23 protein-coding genes are annotated in these 23,240 nt (G+C 46.8%); 11 read left to right on the plus strand and 12 right to left on the minus strand.

Features of this window, described 5'->3' with window-relative positions:
* Positions 1-4: 4 nt before the first annotated feature.
* The 8 genes from IEY13_RS12095 (at position 5) to IEY13_RS12130 (ending at position 8,406) form a co-directional block, all read left to right on the plus strand.
* The gene (locus IEY13_RS12095; protein ID WP_188952306.1) at positions 5-334 is read left to right on the plus strand and encodes a tRNA-binding protein; all 330 of its coding nucleotides are present in this window, start codon (positions 5-7) and stop codon (positions 332-334) included.
* Positions 327-830 carry a methylated-DNA--[protein]-cysteine S-methyltransferase gene (locus tag IEY13_RS30350; RefSeq protein ID WP_308421159.1) on the plus strand — a complete coding sequence of 168 codons (504 nt, stop codon included), beginning with the start codon at positions 327-329 and terminating at the stop codon, positions 828-830. The genes IEY13_RS12095 and IEY13_RS30350 overlap by 8 nt, the downstream gene beginning before the upstream one ends.
* Before the next feature lie 49 nt (positions 831-879).
* Positions 880-3,036 carry a S9 family peptidase gene (locus tag IEY13_RS12105; RefSeq protein WP_188952308.1) on the plus strand — a complete coding sequence of 719 codons (2,157 nt, stop codon included), beginning with the start codon at positions 880-882 and terminating at the stop codon, positions 3,034-3,036.
* Between the two features lie 42 nt (positions 3,037-3,078).
* Positions 3,079-3,375: a Dabb family protein gene (locus tag IEY13_RS12110; RefSeq protein WP_188952310.1), complete on the plus strand. Its 297-nt coding sequence runs from the start codon at positions 3,079-3,081 to the stop codon at positions 3,373-3,375.
* A gap of 346 nt (positions 3,376-3,721) precedes the next feature.
* The gene (locus IEY13_RS12115) at positions 3,722-5,512 is read left to right on the plus strand and encodes an Ig-like domain-containing protein (RefSeq protein WP_188952312.1); all 1,791 of its coding nucleotides are present in this window, start codon (positions 3,722-3,724) and stop codon (positions 5,510-5,512) included.
* Between the two features lie 49 nt (positions 5,513-5,561).
* Positions 5,562-6,422, plus strand: a complete 861-nt coding sequence (locus tag IEY13_RS12120; RefSeq protein WP_188952314.1) for a hypothetical protein — start codon at positions 5,562-5,564, stop codon at positions 6,420-6,422.
* Positions 6,423-6,446: 24 nt separating this feature from the next.
* The gene (locus IEY13_RS12125; protein ID WP_188952316.1) at positions 6,447-7,400 is read left to right on the plus strand and encodes a T9SS type B sorting domain-containing protein; all 954 of its coding nucleotides are present in this window, start codon (positions 6,447-6,449) and stop codon (positions 7,398-7,400) included.
* 22 nt (positions 7,401-7,422) lie between these two features.
* Complete coding sequence (locus IEY13_RS12130) at positions 7,423-8,406, plus strand: PorP/SprF family type IX secretion system membrane protein (RefSeq protein WP_188952318.1); 984 nt, start codon at positions 7,423-7,425, stop codon at positions 8,404-8,406.
* Between the two features lie 121 nt (positions 8,407-8,527).
* On the opposite strand, the gene IEY13_RS12135 is transcribed toward IEY13_RS12130, so the two are convergent.
* The 5 genes from IEY13_RS12135 to lepB all read right to left on the minus strand — a co-directional run bounded on the left by IEY13_RS12135 (position 8,528) and on the right by lepB (position 15,305).
* Positions 8,528-10,357, minus strand: coding sequence for a carboxypeptidase regulatory-like domain-containing protein (locus tag IEY13_RS12135; protein ID WP_188952319.1), 1,830 nt, complete (start codon positions 10,355-10,357; stop codon positions 8,528-8,530).
* A gap of 32 nt (positions 10,358-10,389) precedes the next feature.
* Complete coding sequence (locus IEY13_RS12140) at positions 10,390-11,820, minus strand: PKD domain-containing protein (protein WP_188952322.1); 1,431 nt, start codon at positions 11,818-11,820, stop codon at positions 10,390-10,392.
* Positions 11,821-11,825: 5 nt separating this feature from the next.
* Positions 11,826-13,109, minus strand: coding sequence for a hypothetical protein (locus tag IEY13_RS12145; protein ID WP_188952332.1), 1,284 nt, complete (start codon positions 13,107-13,109; stop codon positions 11,826-11,828).
* A 126-nt stretch (positions 13,110-13,235) separates the two neighbouring features.
* Positions 13,236-13,721 (minus strand): cytidine deaminase, encoded by a 486-nt coding sequence (locus tag IEY13_RS12150; protein ID WP_188952334.1) that lies wholly within the window; start codon positions 13,719-13,721, stop codon positions 13,236-13,238.
* 84 nt (positions 13,722-13,805) lie between these two features.
* Positions 13,806-15,305, minus strand: a complete 1,500-nt coding sequence (gene lepB, locus IEY13_RS12155) for a signal peptidase I (RefSeq protein WP_188952340.1) — start codon at positions 15,303-15,305, stop codon at positions 13,806-13,808.
* Positions 15,306-15,411: 106 nt separating this feature from the next.
* On the opposite strand from lepB, the gene IEY13_RS12160 reads away from it, so the two are divergent.
* From IEY13_RS12160 to IEY13_RS12170, 3 genes are read left to right on the plus strand one after another with little or no spacing between them, the layout of a single operon-like run.
* Complete coding sequence (locus tag IEY13_RS12160) at positions 15,412-16,143, plus strand: pyridoxine 5'-phosphate synthase (protein ID WP_188952341.1); 732 nt, start codon at positions 15,412-15,414, stop codon at positions 16,141-16,143.
* Positions 16,144-16,176: 33 nt separating this feature from the next.
* The gene (locus tag IEY13_RS12165; RefSeq protein ID WP_188952342.1) at positions 16,177-16,701 is read left to right on the plus strand and encodes a DUF2911 domain-containing protein; all 525 of its coding nucleotides are present in this window, start codon (positions 16,177-16,179) and stop codon (positions 16,699-16,701) included.
* 13 nt (positions 16,702-16,714) lie between these two features.
* Positions 16,715-17,065 (plus strand): ArsC family reductase, encoded by a 351-nt coding sequence (locus IEY13_RS12170; RefSeq protein WP_188952344.1) that lies wholly within the window; start codon positions 16,715-16,717, stop codon positions 17,063-17,065.
* Positions 17,066-17,332: 267 nt separating this feature from the next.
* Here the strand turns inward: IEY13_RS12170 and IEY13_RS12175 are convergent, their stop codons facing one another.
* Genes IEY13_RS12175 through trpB form a run of 7 tightly spaced genes read right to left on the minus strand, consistent with a single transcriptional unit; the run spans position 17,333 to position 23,237 of the window.
* Entirely contained in the window at positions 17,333-18,412 is a 1,080-nt protein-coding gene (locus tag IEY13_RS12175; RefSeq protein WP_188952347.1) for a TlpA disulfide reductase family protein, read from the minus strand.
* 16 nt (positions 18,413-18,428) lie between these two features.
* On the minus strand, positions 18,429-19,031 hold the full coding sequence (gene hisIE, locus IEY13_RS12180; RefSeq protein WP_229687832.1) for a bifunctional phosphoribosyl-AMP cyclohydrolase/phosphoribosyl-ATP diphosphatase HisIE: 603 nt from the start codon (positions 19,029-19,031) through the stop codon (positions 18,429-18,431).
* Between the two features lie 43 nt (positions 19,032-19,074).
* Positions 19,075-19,833 (minus strand): imidazole glycerol phosphate synthase subunit HisF, encoded by a 759-nt coding sequence (gene hisF, locus IEY13_RS12185; protein WP_188952348.1) that lies wholly within the window; start codon positions 19,831-19,833, stop codon positions 19,075-19,077.
* A 16-nt stretch (positions 19,834-19,849) separates the two neighbouring features.
* Positions 19,850-20,590 (minus strand): 1-(5-phosphoribosyl)-5-[(5-phosphoribosylamino)methylideneamino]imidazole-4-carboxamide isomerase, encoded by a 741-nt coding sequence (gene hisA / locus IEY13_RS12190; protein ID WP_229687833.1) that lies wholly within the window; start codon positions 20,588-20,590, stop codon positions 19,850-19,852.
* A 54-nt stretch (positions 20,591-20,644) separates the two neighbouring features.
* Positions 20,645-21,238, minus strand: a complete 594-nt coding sequence (gene hisH / locus IEY13_RS12195) for an imidazole glycerol phosphate synthase subunit HisH (RefSeq protein ID WP_188952349.1) — start codon at positions 21,236-21,238, stop codon at positions 20,645-20,647.
* Positions 21,235-22,008 (minus strand): tryptophan synthase subunit alpha, encoded by a 774-nt coding sequence (gene trpA / locus IEY13_RS12200; protein WP_188952351.1) that lies wholly within the window; start codon positions 22,006-22,008, stop codon positions 21,235-21,237. The genes hisH and trpA overlap by 4 nt, the downstream gene beginning before the upstream one ends.
* A 38-nt stretch (positions 22,009-22,046) precedes the next feature.
* A complete protein-coding gene (gene trpB, locus IEY13_RS12205; RefSeq protein ID WP_188952355.1) occupies positions 22,047-23,237 on the minus strand; it encodes a tryptophan synthase subunit beta in 1,191 nt (396 codons plus the stop codon).
* Positions 23,238-23,240 lie beyond the last annotated feature (3 nt).

Here is a 23,240-nt window from a genome sequence, read left to right on the forward strand (position 1 = left end):
GAAGATGATTACCTGGGACGACTTTGAAAAGATTGAGATACGCACCGGCACTATTCTGGAGGTTAACGATTTTCCCCAGGCCCGCAAACCCGCTTACCAGCTTACCATCGACTTTGGTCCGCTGGGTATTAAACAATCTTCCGCGCAAATTACCCATCATTACACCAAACAACAACTTAAAGGGCAACAGGTTGTAGCAGTAGTCAATTTTCCGCGTAAACAAATTGCCAACTTTTTCAGCGAATGCCTGGTACTGGGCGTGTACGATGAAAATAATCAGGTAATTTTATTACAGCCATCACAGCCGGTAACCAACGGCCAACAGGTTGGCTAAGCAAACTATGTATTATACCTACTACCAGAGCCCGGTAGGATTGCTGAAAATTGGCGGAACGGAACAGTACATTAGCGAGGTAAGTTTTGTAGACAACGAAGATCAGATTACACACGGCGATCCCGGCATACCCGACATTTTGCACCAGTGCACGGAAGAACTGATTGAGTTTTTTCATGGCGCCCGGCGCTCCTTTTCCCTTCCTGTTCACCAGGAAGGCACCGATTTTCAGCTGCGGGTATGGAACCAGCTGCTTACTATTCCTTATGGCAAAACCCTCAGTTACCTGCAACTGGCTGTTGCCCTGGGCGATGCCAAATGTATACGGGCGGCAGGCACCACCAACGGTAAAAACAAAATAGCCATTATAGTACCCTGCCACCGGGTAATTGGCCAGAACCGCTCACTCGTTGGTTACGCCGGAGGGCTTTGGCGTAAAAAATGGCTGTTAGAGCATGAACTGAAGGTGGCCCACGGCGTGCAAACGCTGTTTTAACGTATTCACCACTCATTTTTGCTTACCTTGGCCGGCAAATTTTTTGTCCATGTATATAACCTCCGGCCGCAGTTTACTCACGTTGCTACTCACAGGCGGCATTTCTCTTGTATCGGCCCAACCCAAACAGTTTACCATGGCGCAGGCCACCAACGGCATGCGGCAGGAACTGGCTACAGAAAAACTGAAACAGTTTGAATGGGTACCCGGCCAGCAGGCCTATACCCGCGCATTAACCGTTAACAAAAAACAATACTGGATAAAATACGCCGTTCCGGCAATGAAAGCAGATACCCTGCTGCAGCTGGATCAGCTGAATCAGCAACTGTTCAGCACCGCACCCCTGCCGGTACTACCACAGCTGCACTGGTTGTCTGCCACAGAAGTATGGTTCAGCAAAGGCAGCAATTACTATACAGGCACCCTTACAGGCAACAGCCTGCAGTGGAGTAACTGGTGCACACTGCCGGCAGAAGCAGAGAATGTATTTGTAGATAAAACCTCCCGCAACATCGCCTTTACACAGCAGAACAATATATACCTGCGCCTGGCCAGTGGCGAAATAAAAACTATTACCACCGATGGCTCTGCCGGTATTGTAAACGGGCAGAGTGTACACCGCGATGAGTTTGGTATTGACCACGGCCTCTTCTTCTCCCCCTCCGGCAACCTGCTGGCTTTTTACCGGATGGATCAGCAGATGGTGGCTGACTATCCTATCACGGACTGGACAGAAACGCCTGCCAAAGTCAACAACATTAAGTACCCTATGGCAGGCCGCACCTCCCATCAGGTAACATTGGGCGTGTACAACCCTGCTACAGGCAAAACCACCTTTATGCAAACCGGCACTCCGGCCGACCAGTACCTTACCAGCGTATCCTGGTCGCCCGATGAGCAGTCGGTATACATAGCCCTCCTCAACCGCGCACAAAATCACCTGCAACTGAACCAATACAACGCAGGTAGCGGCCAACTGATTAAAACACTGCTGGAAGAAAAGAGCGATAAGTATGTACATCCCATGCACAACCTTACTTTTCTGCCCTGGGCAAAAGATCAGTTTATCTGGTGGACAGAAAAAGATGGTTTTGATCACCTGTACCTGTACAATACCAACGGTCAGCTGATACGTCAGTTAACCAAAGGCAACTGGCTGGTGAATGAAATAGCTGGTTTTAACGAAAAACAGCAAACGGTTGTTTACACTTCTACAGAGGTAAGCCCTACCGAAAAGCATATTTATACGGTTGATACCCGTACCGGCCGCAAACAACAGCTTACCACTGCAGCAGGCTGGCACGATGCCGTTACCAACGGAACCTATGTAATGGATACCTGGAGCGCTGCGCAAACCCCTTACACCGCACGCCTTACAGATATAAACGGCAAATGGCAGCAAACCCTGCTGATAGCCACCGATCCTTTACTGGGCTTTAACCGCCCTATTGTAAGGCCCCTGGTACTGAAAGCAGCAGACGGCACCCCGTTACACGGCAAACTGATATTGCCGGTTGATTTTGACAGCACTAAAAAATACCCGGTAATTGTATATCTGTACAATGGCCCCGGTATACAGCTTATCAAAAACACCTTCCCTGCCAGCGGCAACCTGTGGTATGAATATATGGCACAACGCGGCTATATGGTATTTACCATGGACGGCAGAGGCAGCAGCAACCGCGGCCTGGCTTTTGAACAGGCCACCTGGCAGCACCTGGGCGCCGTGGAAATGGAAGATCAGTTGCAGGGCGTAGCCTACCTGCGTTCACTGCCTTATACCGATACCGCACGCATGGGGGTACATGGCTGGAGCTATGGCGGGTTTATGACCACCTCTCTTATGCTGCGCCACCCCGGTGTGTTTAAAGCAGCTGTGGCTGGCGGCCCGGTAATTGACTGGCGCATGTATGAAATAATGTATACAGAACGCTACATGAGCAGCCCGCAGGTGAACAAAGCCGGTTATGACGAAGCCAGCCTGCTGACCAAAACACCGGGCCTGAAAGGCAATCTGATGCTGATACATGGCACCAGCGATGATGTAGTGGTATGGCAGCACAGTATTGACTTTATAAAAGCCTGTGTAGACAATGGCAAACAGGTAGATTACTTTGTTTACCCCGGCCACCTGCACAATGTACTGGGTAAAGACCGGGTACACCTGATGCAAAAGATAACCGACTATTTTACCAGTCATTTATAAAACATCGGCCGCTATCTTTGCGGCCACAAAACACAATAACATATGCTCGCACATCACGTATTATTCTGGCTGAAGGCCGACACTACAGAAGATCAGAAAGCAGCTTTCCGTAAAGGCCTGGAGTCGCTGGAAAAAGTAGAAAGCATTAAAGTGTTTCATGTTGGCACTCCTTCTGTTATTGAGCGTGCAGTAGTAGATACCAGCTATACCTTTTCTCTGGTAGTTTTCTTTGAAGATATGGCCGGTCACGATGTATATCAGGTACACCCTATACACAAAGCATTTCTGGAAGAGTTCAGACCTTTCTTTGAGAAGGTGGTGATTTACGATTCTATTTAACAGCCTTCTTTTCAGGATATAAGAGTGGCATCAGTTGTTCGATGCCACTTTTTTTATGTCCCCTCCCCTTCCCAGCTTTTTAATCCCCTGTACGTAAATACACCCGGAACGGATTCCCAACCAGCATGAACGGCCCGTATTCGCCCGAATCCGGGCCACGCAAGCTAACCCATTGAAAAACAATTTAATTATACATTGTCTCAACCCTGTTCATTCTGTTCACACCTGTTCACGCCGTTCTTTTCCATTCATTCTACCGCCGCCACTTGTTATTATATTTTTTTTATATTGTTTTACATCATTATATATCCGTAACAATAATCTGTCACCCTAAACCTATCGATCCATGCCTACACCGAATTATATACCGGCGTACGCACATAATCACAAAAAAGCAAATAATACCCTTAACCGGGTAATACGGTTAATAGCATATACCCCCTTCCTGCTGCTGGTATGGCGTTCAGCAGACAGTTATGCCCAATGCACCCGTTATGTAAGAGAGTATGCCAATGTGCAGCAATCTTACACTTCCGGGTTGCTGGGGCTGCTGAAAGGTACTGTTACCAATGGCGCACTGGCGGTAGACAACAATGTAGCTACCGCCTCCACCCTTCAGGTAGATCTGGGTATTTTAGGCGCCTCCCATGCTATACAATACCTGAAATTTCCGCAACGAATAAGCGCCAATACACCCGTTACTATTAAACTAAGTTTGCCTGCGACACTGGTGGGCCTGTTCGACAACTTTAAAATACAGCCTTTTACCAACCTGCGTTATAACCCCGGCAGTCTGCTTGTAGAAGAACGCTGGGAAGCAGATGCCGCAGGCGTTGCCTATAACGGCGTAAGCCTGCTGAACGCTGCCTCCGGTAAAGGCGCAGTAAGTATTACGCTTACCCCTGCGGCAGACTATGATGGCATATGGGTGGATCTTAGTTCTATTGTAGCCGTTGGCGCTTCTATGAATATTTATCACGCCTACATTGAAAAGGTGGCCGCTGCCAATCTGGATTGTGAAGAAAGAATTGATGTATTATCCGGCATACGGGCAGGCACTGTAGTAGGCGGCATAGCCAACGCTACCGGTGGCATATCTAACCCTTCCGACCCTATGGGCACACTGGGTACCGCACCCTGGGCAGCGGTAGATAACGACCCAAACTATACCACCTACGCACAGTTGAATACCGGCGTTGCCGTACTCAGCGAGGTGTATCATACTACTGTATTCAGCACCCCATCTGTAGCGGGCGATTCTATACAAATAGTATTACAAGACCCTGGAGGTATACTGCTGAATCTGGGTTTGTTAAACGGGGTTACCGTGCAGCCTTACCTGGGTAATACACCCGCAGGCCCTGCACTGGATAATACCGGCTCTTTGCTGTCGCTGCGGTTACTACCCGGCGCAGGCAATAAATATGTAATTACCGCACCGGTATCAGCATCTTTTGACCGGGTGGAAATTAAAATAGGGGGCGTAACCGGTGCATTGCAGTCTATACGTATATACGATGTAAAACGGAAAATACGTGTACCGGAAACCAACCTTACGCTGAATGGTATGCATACCAGCGGCCCTGTTTGCCTGAATCAGGTATCCGGCCTTTCATTCAGTGTAACCAGTACCAGTGCAGAAACCTGCGCCACCTACACCTGGCACGATTCAGCCACCGGCAATCCGGTAGCGGGTGGCGTATCGTCTGATGGGCTTAGTTTTATCCCCCCCATCACCACCGCCGGCACTTATCAATACTATGTAAAGTTATCCCGCAACGGCTGCACCAGCAGTACGGCCCAATCTCCAATATCCATCACGGTAAATGCTTTACCGGAAGAACCTGTTATCCCTTCTGTTCTTGTTTGCGAAGGACAGGCTGCCACGCTTACTGTAAGCAATGCCGCAGCCGGTACCACCTATACCTGGTACGCCGATGCAACGGGCGGAAGCGCCTTATCCAATTCCATATCCAACGGAACCAGTTACACCACCGGTGTGCCTCCGCTGGCTGCGTATTACGTGGAAGCCTATAATACGGCAACCACCTGCACCAGCCAAACCAGAGGCACAGGGCATGTTACAGTCACGCTTAAGCCCGGCGGTCCTGCTCTTTCTATTCAAGCACATCCATAACAAAATGAAACACGCAGCAATTTTCAACTACATCAAAAACAGGACGATCATGAAAGCATTTGTACACACCCTGATGAAAAGAACTACAGCAGCACTGCTGGTACTTGGCGCCCTACAGGCCAACGCCCAAACTATTAACAAACCCGTAAAATTACCTGCGGATTTATATGTAGGTGGTGACTATACCAAAGGCACTTCCACCAGCACCGGCAGCACCCTGTTTTGTGCGGAGAATACCGGCTTTACACTTACAGCCGGTTTAAACGACCCTGTTACCAACGCCCCTTTTACGGGTTACACCTGGGAAGAGCAGCAAACGGGCACCAACACTTTTGGCACCGTTGCCAATGGTACCGCCACCAACGAAAAACTGGTTATCTCCAGCGCCACGCCCGGCTGGCATACTTATAAGGTAACGGCTGCGCTGTCAGGCAATGCCTGTCCGCCAGAACCCAACTATTTTACTGTATACGTACTGCCTAAACTAAAAGTAACGGCCGAAAGCAATAAGCCTGATGCGCCTTCTCATACCTTTTGTGCGGATAATGGCGCCCCTGCTACTCCTGCCGCACAAATCAAATTCACGGGCACTGTAGTATTTGATGGCACACCCAACAGCCTGCCCGGTCTGGAAAACCTGACCCCGGCAGATTTTGAACTTACCTATAGCTGGACAAAAACAGATGGCGTTACCCCCACCGTTGTAGGCAGCACCAAAGACTATACGGTAAACGATGCAGCTACCACCGGCGCCACTACCACTGTTAACTATACCTACGAGTTAACAGCTGCTTATGCGGTTAAAAGCTGCGGTGTTTACAAAGGCATAGCTACATTAAACGGCAGCACTACCACCGCTACGGTTACCGTTACGCCTAAGCCTGGCAAACCGGCTATTACCATTCAATAACCCTGGTATAACAAGCAGCACCGTATGCTGAGGAAAATAACGATACTATTCCTGTGCCTGTTCGGGTGCCTGGCCAAAGCTGCTGCACAGCAGGGGCCGGGCATGCCCACCAGGTATATTAAACAGGGCGAGTGGGTTACGCTAACAGCAACAGCCGCCAATGCCTCTATGTATCAGTGGTACCTCAACGGCATACCCATAAGCGGAGCCACCACCGCCAGCTATGTTACCGGGCAGACAGGGGTATATACCGTGCAGGCACATAATGGTTATAACTGCGGATCGGAACTGTCAGATCCTGTACAGATACTGCTTTTGCAGAATGTTGGCGGCACACCCGCTACCGATCTGGCATTAAGTAAACAGGCCGATGCAAAAGCCGTACTGCCCGATCAGCCTTTCAACTACTACCTTACCGTAGTTAACAACGGCCCTATAACGGCTACGGGCATTGTAGTAACCGATAGTTTACCCAAACAACTGGCAGTAACCGCTATTCTTCCGCCCGATGATGGCACCGTAGCTTATAACACTGCACAGCGTATAATTGAATGGCGTATAGATCAGCTGGCGGTAAACCAGTCGTCCAAACTAACCATCACCGCCAAAGCCACCGACAAAGGTTTGATAGAAAACAGAGCATCGGTACAGTCTGCAACGCCAGATAGTCTGTTGGCTAATAACCGCAGCATACATGTAAAAGAAATATTCGATCTGCATATACCCAATGTAATTACGCCTAATGGCGATGGCAGTAATGACCAACTGGTAATTACAGGTTTAGACAGATATCCGGTGAATGAAATGATTATTCTTAACCGCTGGGGCAATCACGTATTTGAGCAGAAACAATACCAGCATAACTGGGCTGGTAACGGCCTTAACAATGGCACCTACTTTTACCTGTTGCGCTTTAAAGACCGCGAAGGCAAATGGCAGGAGCTGAAAGGATATATAACCCTGTTGCATACCCGGTAACAAATACAGAAAATGATTGATTATGAAACAACGTTACCTTATTCTACTATGCATATTGCTACCCCTGTTTACACAGGGGCAGCAGGATGCGCAGTTTAGCCAGTACATATTCAATGGCATATACATTAATCCCGCGTACGCAGGCTACCGGCAGGAACTGAATGCCCACACCTTTTACCGCTCGCAATGGGTAGGCGTACCCGGCGCACCGCAAACCATGTCGCTGGCGGTTGACGGCGCAGTCAGCGGAAACCGGATGGGGCTGGCGCTGCAGGTGGCATTTGATAAAATAGGCGCGCAGAGTTTGTTTACCATGTATGGCAATTATGCCTACCGCTTTCCGGTAGATGAAAACGACGGCTATCTGGCGCTGGGTATAGGTGCAGGGTTGATACAACCGGGGTTGGATGGCTCTAAACTGGACCCCAACAACCCCAACGACCGCTTTCTTAACAACAGTAAACGCACCATGACGCTGTTTGACTCGCGTGCAGGCGTATACTACAGCAATCCCCACTTCTTTGCAGGAGCTTCGCTGGATAACATCACCGCGCAGTACATGGATAAAAATGAGCCCGGCAGTCTGGCTATCCCCATTCCCAAACCCCACATTTACCTTACCGCAGGTGGACTGATAGACATGGGTAACGATATTTTTCTCAAACCCAGCTTTCTGCTGAAAGACGATACCGGCGGCCCCACCAATGTAGACCTGAATAGTTTTATACTCCTGAATAAAATGCTGTGGATTGGTGCCAGTTACCGCACCGGCGTTACCCTTTACCCCAAACCACACCTGCAGCAGGACCTGATGAAGCGGAGCGCTGTTATTGGTATGGTGGAAATATATGCTACGCCGCAGCTACGTATAGGGTATGCATACGATTATGCACTCAACCGCTACCGCACTTACAACAACGGCACGCATGAAATATCTATTGGTTATTACATCCAGAGCAAAGGGCATAATTCAGCATTACAGCAGATGCGGTGTTTTGCTTTTTAATTTTTACCCTGTGTAACGAATCATTTTCAGCAATACACTTTTCATTTGTGTCTATCTTCCCACCGCTTTTGTGTACGCGGTAATCTGTTGTATAGTTCCGGGATTTTTTATAAGGGCATCCTTAATAATTAAACCATGCCGCAGGCACCTGTATTAATCTGGCATTATAGTTTCCATCATGCCGGTTAAAAATAAGATGTTTCCCATCCAGCGTGGCAGTGGTACCCTTCAGATAAGATATAGCATCCAATATAACGGGTGTGGTGCGTGTGGCGTAGTCTACCACCTGCACTATACCGTCATCAGCGTAATATACATTCTGTTCTTTACCGGGCTGGTAGCAAAAATCTGCGTTACCGTTAAATCGGTTATCAAAATTGGTTTTTTGCGACAGATAGCCGGTTACTGGATTAGCCACCAGCTGCGAGTATAAAAGCGCTGAAAATACGTAGTCATTTTTCCGGCTTCTGGCAATAAACCTGCCTTCATACGAACTTCCCGGCTGAAAGGTGCTCATCTTCATCTGCTGCGGATCGAAAGTGGTAATAGTAGCATCCCGGCCATAGCCTGACAATATCAGCTTTGTCTGATCATGATTCACTTTACCCTCATTGTACAAAACGGAAGATCCGGCCAGCTCCTCGTACCAGATACGGTGATTGTCGGTAGCGTCTATAAACCAGTAATAAGCGTCTGAATAAGAATCTCCCAGCCATATCATACCCTTACCGCTTTTGGTAAATGTGAGCGCCCTGGGATAGATGTACGGGCCATAATATTCAGAAAGATGACGACTGGCATCCCTTGTAATATCAATTACCTGTTCGGTAGTACCGTTCTGATTAAGCACATACAGTTTTGCACTCCGGTTGTAAGCCAGGTAAATTTTATTATTGTACGGGTTAATGGTAAACATAGCCGGCTCACCGGGCAAATCATATTTATGCAATACCTCAAAGCTGGTCATATCCACCTTGTACATGGCATTGGGATGATCTGTAATAACCCAGTAAGAATTATCCGCATCGTTTACAAAGTAATTTTTTATAGAACCGGTAATATCAATAGCATGTTCGTAAAAAGCTACTTTATCGTTAAACGTATACTGATCGCCCAGGCTGTTCTCTGTAACTATGGTAAACTGGTAATCTCCTCCTAAAGCCGCGCAGCCATAACTGAACGTAACTTTATTACCGGCATAACTGCTGCTGATGCCTGATGAGCAATAGGTATAATGCGGCGTAATAGATTTAATTTTTACCGGCTGGTTAAAAATGAGTGCTACAGAATCTGACGTTTTGGCAACCGTATTTCCCGGCACAGGCAGCAATTGTTTCAGCATTACGTTAGCCAGCTGTTTAACTACAATTTTCTTTATAAAGCTTCCTGCCTGCAACACTACCATACCCTCCCGTGTGGTATCTTCCGTAGAAGCAGCCACACGTACAATAACAGAATCATCACCGCTGCCCTCTGCTTTGGAAGGGGTAATCCAGCTTTGTCCGCTACTTACTACCCAGCGTGTATTTGAAGCTATTTTAACAGTATAAGGCACAGCAAACGGGTGTGCTATCAGCAATGTATCAAACAGTACGTTAAAATAAGCAGTACCTGCTTTCAGCACAAAATCCTGAGCAACCGTATCTCTGCCAACATCTACCGAAGCAGTGGTTTCAATATATCCTTCTCTTTTTACCACCAGCGTATACCTGCCGGAAGCCAGTGAATCAAATAAATACTTTCCGTTAGCGGCCTGCATGGTAGCAGTAGTTCCGTTACCACTGGCAGTTACTACTGCTTTGGTAAGTAACTGACCATGTTCGTCTGTTATTTTACCAGATACAACACCTGAAGGCCATAATTGCGGCCCCTCATTGGCTGGTTGTTCGTCTTTTTTACAATGAAAAGAGATACCTGCTATCAGCAACAAAAACCAGAATCTAAAGCGCATATAGAAACTACAGATAAAGTAAGTGAATAAGGTTATTTCAGCCTGCCGGAATCATCAAACCCAATCAGCCGGATAGAATACGTATAATCATTCATATTCACCATAGAGGCCGCTGAAATAGTGCCGCCGTTGCGTAAAGGTTGAACTAAAACAGGCCAGCTGCTGGCACAACATGATACGCCGTACTGAGTTTTTTGATTACCATCCGGGTAAATAGTCCATCTCACCTCTCCGTCCAGAGTTAATTTATTCACCATCATACGAAACCCGTTTCCACCCTCCTCCTGTAAAACAATCAGTTCACCATCTGCAGCATTGGAAAGCTGCACAATACGTGAAGGTGCCAGTATACGGTTAAAAAACACACCCTGCGGTGAAAAGAAATAAATACCCCGTGCATTCTGGTTAATAACCGCATAATTACCATTGCCCATTCTAAGGATGCGAACGTTGGACAGATTTATGGAATTGAGCCCCCAGTACACTGTGCTCCGCCAAACAATTTCACCACCAGCTTTCATTTTTACTATCAACAGCGAATCCTGTCCATCCCGTTGTACACCAGCCACCACCACTGATCCATCCTGTTCAAAAACAGCATCTCTGGCCAGCACCATTTTTTCTTTATCTAACAGCTTCTGCCATTGCACATTTCCTTCGCTATCTGTTTTCTTAATCAACGTATACATTTCTGTATAGCTACCACTGCGCTGTGCATAAGCACCTGTTACACCGTAGCCACCATCTGTAGTTTGTGTTACGTAAGTCAGGCTTTCATCCGTAGAATAAACCTTCTTCCAAAGTACCGTTCCATCGGCCTTCATTTTCAGTAACTCATTATAACGTTCTGCTGCAACTGTGGTGCCGGTAAACATGTAATTATCATCCTTTGCATACGCCATAGCATTCAGCACATATTGGGATGGTAAGGCATGCTGCCCGGTTACATTCAGTAAACTATCAAGCCGTATCAGATAATTTTCTTTACCATAACCCGCTGTGGCCAGCACCTGCCACTCTTTACTTTCGGTTTCTTCCATCGCCAAAGCCGAAATACTCTTCACACCAGGTAAAGTAATCGTTTCTTCCCCCAGTACTACCCATACGGTTTGAACGGCGGTATCGTGCAGGTTATCACCAGTAACTACCAGCGTAACGGTATAGCTGCCCCGTTTAGAATAACTGTGTACCGGATTTTTTGTATCCGATACAGTACCATCACCAAAACTCCAATGCCAGCTAACATTTTTTACGGTGTCAATACAGTTAAAGAAATAGAAATTAGAGTCAATAAAACCCGTGGTACTTATGTTCAGAAAACCACGGTTAGGTGTTATGGTTTTAACTTCAAAACAGGCATCTGGCTGTTGCAATACCCGCACCTCTTCTTTGGTACAGGCTGCCACAACAAAACAAACCAGCAGTGCCAGTAATATAATACCGGCAGTATATTTATTTCTCATAAGGTTTAAAGGGTTATTTTTTCTACTAACAGATAATTCATTTGCGCGCCGGCAACGGGTCTTCCCACATTAAATAAAACATCTCCTTCCCGAAATATCTTATATGGATACAGTGAAGTCTCATATTTTTTAACATTGGTGGTAGCGGGGTAAGTAATCACGTCAACTTTCTTCTCTGCACCACTGGCAGCATAAATAAGAGAGCCATCGTTATTAAAGGCAAAGTCAATGTAATTACCGTATTGTTTTATATACCGGTCAAATACAAGCGATTTAGTAAAAACAGTTCCACTGGAAGAGGTAATGAATTTCTGCCCGTCAGGGAAAGAGCGTACAATGCCTGCATTTACAGAAAAATCACCATGATAACTATCTTCCTTCGCTACTACCACTTTTCCGCTTTCATCAAACTGGTAGTAACCAGTACTTGTAGGAATAAGATTGAGCGTAATATCAATAAACTCAAAGTCAGACTGCTCCAGATGTACCAACCTGGTATTATTCCAGAACCCTGTACGCCCCGTTAGTGCTTTGGTAGCCCGGTCGTACGCTTTTATACAATTACTGTATCCAACTGACATATCCGACGAGCCTACAAAAAGCTTTCCTTTAACAGCTACCACAGAAGTCACTGCATAACCCGCTACATAAATTTTGTCTTTATATTCCAGTGTAACTGCATCCAGAATCTGTAGCCAGCCATCAACGGTAGGCACATACAGTTCACTGCTGCCATTCCACTCCCCCAGATAACAATAACCAATATTCACCGGAAACAGTTTGGAGATTATCATGCGGCCACTATTGCAATCAACAACTGAAATTTTCTTTTGCTCGGTTATGTATACCCACTGCTTCTGTTTATTATAAATAACATCCGTAACAAAACCATTTACTAATGTATTCGGACGCCTGTAAAAAGCAGCACCCATATACTTTATAACTCTGCCGGTAGCATCTTTTACATACAGATAATAATACACATCGGAGGCATAAGGCATCGCCTCTTCTTTAAAACTCAGGTGATTACGGTCTGTACTGGAATCAATGGGCTCAGTATACGTACCAAAACGGCCGTCTTTCATATAAGTCGACACTCTGGTAAGCAGGTACTTATGAAACTGATCTCCTGAAAAGGGCGTCCATTTCAATAAAAGCGTAGAATCGTTCACCACCTGGTCGATGGTAATTTGCACGTTCGCTGCCGGTGGGTTAATTACCACCACTTCTTCTTTCCTGCAAGACAGAAGCGCACAGCAGATTATCAGGTAAAGGGTTGTCTTTTTCATAAAATCCTGCACAAAATACTGCTTTTACAGGTACAGTTTTACGTATAAATACAGGACATATTATTTTAACATTACAGAAGTTATTTCTGCAGATGTCACGCTATTTTCAGCAAGCAGTGTATCAGGCTACTTCATATCATCCGCACTAAACCCCAGCGGCAGCAATAGAGTAGACCGCGGTATTACAAACACCTTCCCCTCCTGCCCACCCAAAATCAGGCGTATGCCCTGGTGCGTTCTCTTCTCATACTCCGCCAGCGCCTGCCGGCAGATACCGCAGGGGCTGATGGGTTTATCACTGGCTCCGTTGTGGTTGTGATAACTAATAGCCATGGTATCAATAGCCATTCCGGGAAACAAAGCAGCAGCCGTAGACAGCAGCGAGCGCTCTGCACAGGTACCTGCGGGAAAACTGGCATTTTCCTGATTGGTGCCGGTTACCACCTCTCCATTAGCCAGTACAGCAGCAGCACCCACATAAAACGAAGAATACGGCGCATACGCCTGTGCAGTTACTTCACGCGCCTTTTGCAGCAGTTGTGCATCGGCAGCAGGTAGTTCGCTGCTGTTATCATATTCCTCAAACTCAAAGTGGTATTGTTGCTTGCTCATGGTGTAACTATTTCAGACAAAAAATCCTCATAGCTCCCGGGAGCTATGAGGATATATACAATCCTGTTGAATAAAGATACGTAATTAACGGATGCTTTTAAACAAACGCTTCCAGCGTGGGCCTTTGTTCCAGCTGAACCAGATCAGGGATGCTTTACCAACCACGTTGGTTTCAGGTACAAAACCCCAGAAACGGCTATCCTGGCTGCGGTGGCGGTTATCCCCCATCATCCAGAAATAATCATATTTAAAAGTATATTTATCGGTAGCCACGCCATTGATCACAAATTTACCACCTGTTTCCTCCAGCGTATTCTGCTCGTAGGTAGCAATCACACGGCGGTATATAGCAATGTTCTCCGGCGTAAGGGTAACTGTAGCGCCTTTTGCCGGTATTTTAATAGGGCCAAAGCTGTCCACATTCCAGTTATGATAGCTATCGTACGGGAATACCTGCACCCGCGGGTAAGGCTCAATCTCCACCTTTTTTACGTTAGGTTGCTTGCGCACTTTTTCCGCCTCAGAAGGTGTCAGGTTCAGGAATACATACTTCCCTTTAGGTTTGCGCATCTGGTCGCTCTCTTCCAGATCTTCAATACCCAGCTCATCTCTCATAAAATCGGAGTTGATAGGAGTACTATCCGTTTCTACCCGGTAATCAATCTGTGAATCTTCCGGCACCAAAGCAGGCTTTCCGTTAATAAATAATACGCCTTTTACCAGCGATAATTCATCACCATGTATACCTACACAACGCTTAATATAGTTATCAGTTTTATCCATCGGGTGTACCAGAATAGGATACTCTGCCATCAAAGCATCTCTGTTGCCGTTATACCGGTCGCGCAGCACATCGTAATACGGTACAGCAGAACCAAAATCGGGCAGGTTAATAATGGTATCACCAGCCGGGAAGTTAAACACCACTACATCGTTCCTTTTCACTTCCGTAGTGCCGGGCAACCTTTTGTAAGGCAGCTGTACGCTGGAAATATAAGAAGGCTCTGTTTTGCTGAAAGGCATGGTGTTGTGTACAAACGGAAAACTTAACGGTGTTTGCGGAATACGCGGACCGTAGCTCATTTTATTTACAAACAGAAAATCACTGATCAACAGCGTTTTTTCCATACTTCCGGTAGGTATCACATACGCTTCAAACACAAACGTACGGATGATGGTTGCAGCTACCACGGCAAATACCGCAGCATCTACCCACTCGCGTGCAGAAGATTTCCGGTAATGTTTTACTACTTCCGGGCCGCCATAACGGGTATCGTTGGAAAAGAAGCCCAGATAAGGCAGATATATAAAAGGTACAAACACAGCCAGTGCATGCTGCAACAGAGTAAACTTGCCAAAATGCATTACCCAGATAATGGTAATCCAGATAGAGATAAACTGCCCGGCAATAGGTATAAACTGCAGCCAGAACCATACTTTACGAATACCGGTTCTCTGTACAATCTGCCAGGTGTTGTAAAAAGGTATCAGTGCTTTCCAGGGCGCTATCCCTGCTTTCTTAAACATGCCATACAAACCTATATGCCAGCCTATTACATAAATCAGGAAAATAATCCAACCCATATATGTTTTTAATTAAGTGGTGACAAAAATACCATTCTGCAAGTATATTGGTATTCAATGGCTATGTATTATTACAAAAAGATTGTGAAACCTGTAACTTTACCCCATGAGCCATAGCACCAAGCTGTCCGTGAACATTAACAAGTTTGCCACCCTGCGTAACAGCCGCGGGGGCAACAATCCCGATGTGGTAAAGGCGGCAATTGACGCAGAACGTTTTGGGGCTGACGGAGTTACCGTACATCCCCGCCCCGATGAAAGACATATCCGCTACCAGGATGTGCGCGATATCCGCAAGATTATTACCACTGAATTCAATATCGAAGGCAACTGCCGGGAGCAGAAATTTATTGATCTGGTGCTGGAAACAAAACCGCATCAGGTTACCCTGGTTCCCGATGCGCTGGGGCAATTAACCAGCGATCATGGGTGGAATACCATTGAACACCGCGATTATCTTACGGAAACCATCCGCATTTTCAAAAACGCGGGCATACGGGTAAGCATTTTTGTAGATCCGGTAATTGCCATGGTAGAAGGCGCTGCCCAAACCGGTACTGACCGTATTGAACTGTATACCGAAGGCTACGCCACTAAGTTTGAAAATAATAAGGAAAAAGCAGTAGCCCCCTACGTAGCCGCTGCCCAAAAGGCGAAGGAACTGGGCCTGGGCCTTAACGCCGGGCACGATCTGGATCTGTATAACCTGGACTATTTCAGCAAAAACATTCCCTGGCTGGATGAGGTTTCTATAGGCCACGCGCTGGTATGCGATGCGCTGTATCTGGGCTACGAAAACGCAGTACAGCTGTACAAAAGACAACTGGCCAAACAATAAAGAATTTCCAAACCACCATAAAACCAGAATATCATGAAAAAAGTACTCGGATTGCTGGCCGTGACACTCACCTTAGGCGGAGCACTGTTTGCACAGGAAAAAAAGAAACCCGCAAGTCCGCTCGACAGTGTAAGCGCTACCATTAAAGGCGGAGCAGCTGTATCTATCGTTTACAGCCGCCCTTCTGTAAAAGGAAGAACCATTGGTAAAGATCTGGAGCCTATGCCCGGCAAAGTATGGAGAGCAGGTGCTAACGGAGCTACCACTTTTGAAGTGTCTAAAGACGTAAAAGTAGAAGGTAAAGCCCTGCCAGCTGGCAAATACGCATTCTTTACCATCCACAACGGTGCTGAGTGGACACTGATCTTTAACAAAGTGTACAAAACCTGGGGTGCTTACGACTACGAAAAAAACAAAGCGGAAGATGCTTTACAGGTAACCGTAAAAGATAAAAAAGCGCCTTCTTTTACCGAAACCCTCACCTACACCATTGATGCGAAAGGTGACGTAACCCTGTTATGGGGTGACCATGCGGTAAATTTTAAAGTGAAAGGATAAGACGAACAGCAGCATGTACACCGTATACGGAATACCGAATTGTAATACAGTAAAAAAAGCGCTGGACTGGCTGAAAGAGCACCAGGTAGCTTACGAGTTTCACGACTATAAGAAAAAAGGTATTACTGCCGAAAAACTACAGTCGTGGGCCGCACAAGCGGGCTGGGAAGCGCTGGTAAACAAAAAAGGAACCACCTGGCGGCAGCTGGATGCGGATGCGCAGGCTTCCATTACCGGTGAAAAAGCAGCCATTGCACTGATGCAGGAAAAAACAAGCGTAATTAAACGCCCGCTGATTGAAAAGAATAATAAAGTGGTAGCCCTGGGTTTTGACGAGGATGCCTACCAGAAAGCTTTTCAATAGCCGTTTTCCCTGAACAGAGCATCCTATTCATAAAAAAGCCCCGGTTAGTTAGTAACCGGGGCTTTTTTATGAATTTCAAAAACTGAAGCTTCCACAGGCCCGTTTAGGTATACCAAAGTCCATGTCAACTCCATGTTTCCTCCTACTCTCCTCCTACCTTCCCCCATAGATGCTCAATGGATCCTCCGTAGATGCTCCTACCCATCAGGCAGGATGCTCCGTACATGCCCCCTACCAACGCCGTACTATATCCGTACACGCGGGCAATTACTTCAACACCTCCGCCAGCTTCTTAAATAAATCCTGACCTCTGAGGTTTTTAGCAATAATCACCCCATCTGGCCCTACCAGCAGATTGCTGGGTATAGATTCAATGCGATACGCTCTTGATACCTCGTTGTTCCAGTATTTCAGGTCACTTACCTGTGTCCAGGTAAGATTATCTGCTTTAATCGCTTTTAGCCACTCTGCTTTATTCTGATCCAGCGATACGCCCAGCACCGTAAAACCCTTATCCTTAAACTTCTGATATGCCGCTACCACATTCGGGTTTTCACCACGGCAGGGGCCACACCAGCTGGCCCAGAAATCAATCAGCACATATTTACCTCTGAACTGAGATAAAGAAACCGGCTTTCCTTCCGTATCGTTCTGTGTAAACTCAATCGCCTGCGTACCTACTGCACCAGCTTTGCTGGCAGCAATTACATCTTTTATGCCTTTGCCAAAACGGTTATTGAGTGCTTCCGGCTTCAGCAGTGCCACACGTCTTTCCAGCAGTGCTGCATCTTTATTAGGGTCTGTATCGTAGCTGTAAGCCAGCAATAAGGCTGACATTACAGAGGCAGGTTTGTTGTTAATAAACCGGTCAATACTGGTCTGATAAATAGTATAAGCCGTATTCAGCTGAATCATAGCTGAATCTTTACTTTCTCTTACACGGGCATTCTGCATCTGCTGACGGTAGAAATCCACATAATCATACAGTGGCTTTATAAACAGCATAAACTCTTCATAATCCGCGTGTGGGCCGTTACCTGTAATAGTAAGCCCCTGCTCCATACTTCCACTGATGTTTACAGCGTCATTACCCATAAATATGATCTGCCTTTTATTTAAAGCAGGCACCACCAGCAAACGGGTATTAGGTCCGTCTGCAACGCCCTTCAGCATAAAGCTGCCTTGTTTTACATAGTCTTTGGCAAGGGTGTCTGTTTCACCACTACCCGCCAGGTATACCAGAGTTTTATCCGGCAGGCCCTGTACATTGCCTTTAACAGTAAATCCGTTCTGGGCTTTCAACGCAAAGGGCAGAGCCAGCAACAGAAAAGAAAAAGTACGTTTCATGCGTTCGGAGTTAATTCTATTTCTGACGATCCTGTAATACAGCAGTAATATCTTTCAGCGAAAAGCCTTTTGCGTTCAACAGTATCAGGTAATGAAACAGCAAATCTGCCGCCTCGTTCTTAAACAGATGGTCGTTGTTGTCTTTCGCTTCAATCACCACTTCCACTGCTTCCTCCCCTACCTTCTGCGCAATCTTGTTCAGTCCTTTCTGAAACAGTTTTGCCACATAGGATTCGTCAGGTGAAACATGGCGACGCTGCTGTATCACCTTCTCCAGATGCTCCAGAAAACCGTCGCTATCATTGGTTTCATTCCAGCAGGTATCTGCACCGGTGTGACATACCGGCCCCATCGGCTCTACTTTTATAAGTAACGTATCGTCATCACAATCCAGCAGAATCTCTTTCAGCATTAAAAAGTTACCACTCTCCTCTCCCTTCGTCCACAAACGTTGTTTGCTGCGGCTGTAAAAGGTTACGCGGCCGCTGTGCTCAGTAGTATCCAGCGCTTCCTGGTTCATAAACCCCAGCATCAATACCTTACGCGTGTTGGCGTCCTGTATAACTGCAGGCACCAGCCCGTCAGCATATTTATTAAAATCAATGTTCATTGCCTTCATAATGTTACTCCCTGCTTCTTAATAAACGTATGGTTTCTATCCGTTAGGTTCTTACTACAATATTACTCTCTTTCAGGTATTGTTTCAGATCCGGAATAGCAACTTCCTTAAAATGAAAAATGCTCGCTGCCAGCGCTGCATCTGCTTTAGCCTCCCGGAACACCTCTTCAAAATGCTCCATAGTACCGCCACCGCCCGAAGCAATTACCGGCACTGATAACTCAGTAGATAACGTACGGGTAATATCTATGGCAAAACCCTGTTTGGTACCATCGTGGTTCATGGAGGTCAGCAGTATTTCACCAGCGCCCAGTTCTACGCCTTTACGCGCCCAGTCAATACAGCGGGTATCGGTTTTAACGCGGCCACCGTTCAGGTATACATACCATTCGCCATCATCTTCCAAACGGGTATCAATGGCCAGTACCACGCATTGGCTGCCAAACTCTTTTTCCAGTTCGCTTATCAGCTCCGGTCTTTTAAAAGCGGCGGTATTTACCGATATTTTATCTGCACCGTTTTGTAACAGCACCTGAACATCTTCCACACTGCTGATGCCACCACCCACTGTAAAAGGGATATTAATACGATGCGCAATGCGGTTCACCAGTTCACTCAGCGTTTTACGCTTTTCGTTGGTAGCGGTAATATCCAGAAATACCAGTTCGTCTGCACCCTGTTGGGCGTACAACGCACCCAGTTCCACCGGGTCGCCCGCATCACGCAAGCTTTCAAAGTTTACGCCCTTTACCGTTCTGCCATCTTTAATATCCAGGCAGGGGATAATACGCTTCGCCAACATATAGTCTGGTTCGGTTTTATTTACCTTCGTTTATTTGTTGCAGTTCCTTCAGCGTAATGCGTCCTTCGTAAAACGCTTTACCTACAATAGCACCTTTGCAGCCAATCTGCTTCAGTTCGTACAAATCATCTAAGGTAGCCACACCGCCGCTGGCAATAAAATGCAGGGCAGTAAATTGTGTAAGAATATTCTTATATAATTCCACACTCGGTCCCTGTAGCAATCCATCTTTGCTTACATCGGTACAAAACACCTGTTGTATACCGTTTTGCAGATACTTCGCTATAAAGTCATAAATATTAATATCAGTGGTTTCCAGCCAGCCAGCCACAGCAATCTTTTCATCCTTTACATCGGCCCCCAGTAAAAACTTATCTGCTCCCCAGGCAGCAAGCCATTGTACAAAAGTGGCTTCGTCTTTCACCGCCAGGCTGCCAATAGTAGCCAGTGCCGCACCGGAGTTGAATACCACCTTTACATCTTCCTCCTTTTTAATGCCGCCGCCAAAATCAATCACCAGACTGGTTTTAGAAGCAATACTCTCCAGCACTTTCCAGTTTTTAACGGCCCCTGCTTTGGCACCATCCAGATCAACCAGATGCAGCCGCTGCAAGCCAGCGCCTTCAAACGCCAGCGCTACTTCCAGCGGGTTTTCGTTGTATATGGTTTTCTGGCCGTAATCGCCCTGCGTAAGGCGTACACACTTGCCATCTATAATATCTATTGCGGGAATAATCTGCATAGGGTTATAAGTCATTTTGCATTTTTACAAATTCATGGCCGTGCTGGTGCAGCCATAAGTCTGTTACTATTAAATTTTCTCAATAAAGTTTTTCAATATCAGTTCGCCTGCCGCTGCACTCTTTTCCGGGTGAAACTGCGCGCCGTAAAAGTTGCCTTTATGCAATGCAGCACTGTAAGGCTGAATATAATCTGCTGTGGCAATAGTATGCTCACCCAGCGCCGCAAAGTAACCATGCACAAAATAACAGTAAGCATTCTCCGGCTCATCGGCAAACAAAGGCGTCTTCAGATCATAGATGTTGTTCCACCCTATCTGCGGCACTTTAAACAAAGCATCTTTGCTTACAAACTTCTTTACCGGCTCATCAAAAATACCCAGGCAGGTAGTATCATTTTCTTCGGAATGTTTACACATCAACTGCATCCCCAGGCATACGCCCAGTACCGGCTGTTGCAGGCTGGTAATTACCTTATCCAGCTCATGCTGCCGCAGGTAACGCATGGCACTGCTGGCCTCACCTACACCGGGAAATATCACCTTATCGGCTTTGCGTATCTGCTCATGATCGTCTGTTACCTGTGCAGTGGCGCCAATACGTTCCAGCGCGTACAATACACTCTGAATGTTACCGGCGTTGTATTTTATAATTACGATGTTCATTGTAATATGCTTTCCAGAAATTGTTGGGTAGGTTGTGCTACGTTGCCATTCGCTTGCTCTAAAGCCTTAATATAAGCGGTACCTATAATAGCACCGTTGGCATAGCTGCTGGCGGCTGTAAACGTAGCTTTGTCTTTAATGCCAAAACCAATCAGCACCGGGTTCTTTAGTTGCATTTGTTTCAGCTTATTAAAATAGGTTTCCTGGTCCGCCATGTTCTTATCTTTACCTGTGGTAGAGGAAGAAGACACCGCATACAGAAAGCCGGAACTCAGCTTATCCAGCGCCAGAATGCGCTCGTCAGAAGTTTCGGGCGTTACCAGAAATATAAAATCTAATCCGTATTTTTTAATTACCGCACCGTACTCGGTTTCAAACTCATAAGCCGGTAAGTCTGGCAGTATCAGCCCGTCTACCCCGGCTTCTGAAGCCTCTTTACAAAAGCGCTCAAAACCATACTGCAATACCGGGTTCATATAGCCCATCAGTACTACCGGCACCTGCACAGTTTTACGCATTTCTTTCAGCTGCCCCAGCAGTACTGCTATGGTCATACCATTTTCCAGCGCTTTCATGCTGCTGGCCTGTATTACCGGCCCATCCGCCAGCGGATCGCTGTAAGGCATACCCAGCTCAATCAGGTCAGCACCATGCTGCTGCAAAGCCTGCATCACCGGCAGCGTACTCTCCAACGCAGGAAACCCCGCCGTGCAGTACACATTCAGCACCCGGCTACTCTTACGGCCAAAAAGTTCAGCAATACGACTCATCCTATTTTGACTTTAAACTTTTGAATTTTGAATTTCAACTAATCCAGCCTTTTCATATAAGTAGCCAGATCTTTATCGCCACGGCCACTCAAACACAACACCGTTGCTTCATTGGGCTGCAGTTTCAGCTGCGTCAATGCAGCCAGTGCGTGTGAAGATTCCAGTGCCGGTATAATGCCCTCCAGCTTACACAGCAGAAAAGCAGCCTGCACCGCATCATCATCCGTAGCACTGAGGAAGGAACCCCGGCCACTGTTAAACAAATGCGCGTGCAAAGGACCAATGCCCGGATAATCCAGCCCCGCAGATATGCTATGCGGCTCTACTACCTGACCATCTTCTGTTTGCATTACCAGGCTTTTGCTTCCATGCAGTACACCCGGCTTACCCAGCTGTGTAGTAGCTGCACTTAAACCCGAATATACCCCGTGTCCGGCCGCTTCTACCGCAACCAGCTCTACAGAAGGCTCATCCAGAAAATGATAAAATGCACCGGCCGCATTGCTGCCACCACCCACACAGGCAATTACACGCGTAGGCAGTTCCTTACCGGTTTGCTCTTTCAGCTGTGCGCGTGTTTCTTCACTTATCACACTCTGAAAGCGGGCCACCATATCAGGGTAGGGGTGCGGCCCTACCACAGAACCAATTACATAATGGGTATCGGTGGGGTTATTAATCCAGTCACGTATGGCTTCGTTGGTGGCATCTTTCAGCGTCTGGCTACCACTGGTAGCCGGTATTACCGTAGCACCCAGCATACGCATACGGGCTACATTGGGTGCCTGGCGCTCAATATCTTTCGAGCCCATGTATACTATACATTCAATACCCTTCAGCGCACATACGGTAGCGGTAGCCACCCCATGCTGCCCCGCACCTGTTTCGGCAATAATGCGCTTTTTACCCAGCCGCTGCGCCAGCAACACCTGCCCTATGGCATTGTTAATCTTGTGCGCACCGGTATGGTTCAGGTCTTCCCTTTTCAGGTAAACAGGCGTATTGTAATGTTTGCTTAAACGTTCTGCTAAAAACAGCGGTGTAGGCCTGCCCACATAATCGCGCAGCAGTTGCTGAAACTCTTTCTGAAAACCGGCTTCCTGCATAATATCCAGGTAGCGGCTGCGCAGCTCTTCCACATTGCGGTGCAGCATTTCAGGTATATAGGCGCCACCAAACGGACCATAGTAGCCCTGTGTATCTGGTTGCTGAAAGGTTGTTGTTCCCATACT

The organism is Filimonas zeae, from assembly GCF_014641615.1.
Taxonomy (GTDB): Bacteria; Bacteroidota; Bacteroidia; order Chitinophagales; family Chitinophagaceae; genus Filimonas; species Filimonas zeae.

Coding starts and splice junctions, on each gene's coding strand:
- IEY13_RS12125 (WP_188952316.1), top strand. CDS start 6,447: ATGCTGAGGAAAATAACGATACTATTCCTGTGCCTGTTCGGGTGCCTG.
- IEY13_RS12175 (WP_188952347.1), bottom strand. CDS start 18,412: ATGAAACGTACTTTTTCTTTTCTGTTGCTGGCTCTGCCCTTTGCGTTG.
- IEY13_RS12170 (WP_188952344.1), top strand. CDS start 16,715: ATGTACACCGTATACGGAATACCGAATTGTAATACAGTAAAAAAAGCG.
- IEY13_RS12130 (WP_188952318.1), top strand. CDS start 7,423: ATGAAACAACGTTACCTTATTCTACTATGCATATTGCTACCCCTGTTT.
- hisA (WP_229687833.1), bottom strand. CDS start 20,590: ATGACTTATAACCCTATGCAGATTATTCCCGCAATAGATATTATAGAT.
- IEY13_RS12140 (WP_188952322.1), bottom strand. CDS start 11,820: ATGAGAAATAAATATACTGCCGGTATTATATTACTGGCACTGCTGGTT.
- hisF (WP_188952348.1), bottom strand. CDS start 19,833: ATGTTGGCGAAGCGTATTATCCCCTGCCTGGATATTAAAGATGGCAGA.
- trpB (WP_188952355.1), bottom strand. CDS start 23,237: ATGGGAACAACAACCTTTCAGCAACCAGATACACAGGGCTACTATGGT.
- lepB (WP_188952340.1), bottom strand. CDS start 15,305: ATGGGTTGGATTATTTTCCTGATTTATGTAATAGGCTGGCATATAGGT.
- IEY13_RS12160 (WP_188952341.1), top strand. CDS start 15,412: ATGAGCCATAGCACCAAGCTGTCCGTGAACATTAACAAGTTTGCCACC.
- IEY13_RS12120 (WP_188952314.1), top strand. CDS start 5,562: ATGAAAGCATTTGTACACACCCTGATGAAAAGAACTACAGCAGCACTG.
- IEY13_RS12150 (WP_188952334.1), bottom strand. CDS start 13,721: ATGAGCAAGCAACAATACCACTTTGAGTTTGAGGAATATGATAACAGC.
- hisIE (WP_229687832.1), bottom strand. CDS start 19,031: ATGAAGGCAATGAACATTGATTTTAATAAATATGCTGACGGGCTGGTG.
- IEY13_RS12115 (WP_188952312.1), top strand. CDS start 3,722: ATGCCTACACCGAATTATATACCGGCGTACGCACATAATCACAAAAAA.
- IEY13_RS12165 (WP_188952342.1), top strand. CDS start 16,177: ATGAAAAAAGTACTCGGATTGCTGGCCGTGACACTCACCTTAGGCGGA.
- IEY13_RS12145 (WP_188952332.1), bottom strand. CDS start 13,109: ATGAAAAAGACAACCCTTTACCTGATAATCTGCTGTGCGCTTCTGTCT.
- IEY13_RS12095 (WP_188952306.1), top strand. CDS start 5: ATGATTACCTGGGACGACTTTGAAAAGATTGAGATACGCACCGGCACT.
- trpA (WP_188952351.1), bottom strand. CDS start 22,008: ATGAGTCGTATTGCTGAACTTTTTGGCCGTAAGAGTAGCCGGGTGCTG.
- hisH (WP_188952349.1), bottom strand. CDS start 21,238: ATGAACATCGTAATTATAAAATACAACGCCGGTAACATTCAGAGTGTA.
- IEY13_RS12105 (WP_188952308.1), top strand. CDS start 880: ATGTATATAACCTCCGGCCGCAGTTTACTCACGTTGCTACTCACAGGC.
- IEY13_RS12135 (WP_188952319.1), bottom strand. CDS start 10,357: ATGCGCTTTAGATTCTGGTTTTTGTTGCTGATAGCAGGTATCTCTTTT.
- IEY13_RS12110 (WP_188952310.1), top strand. CDS start 3,079: ATGCTCGCACATCACGTATTATTCTGGCTGAAGGCCGACACTACAGAA.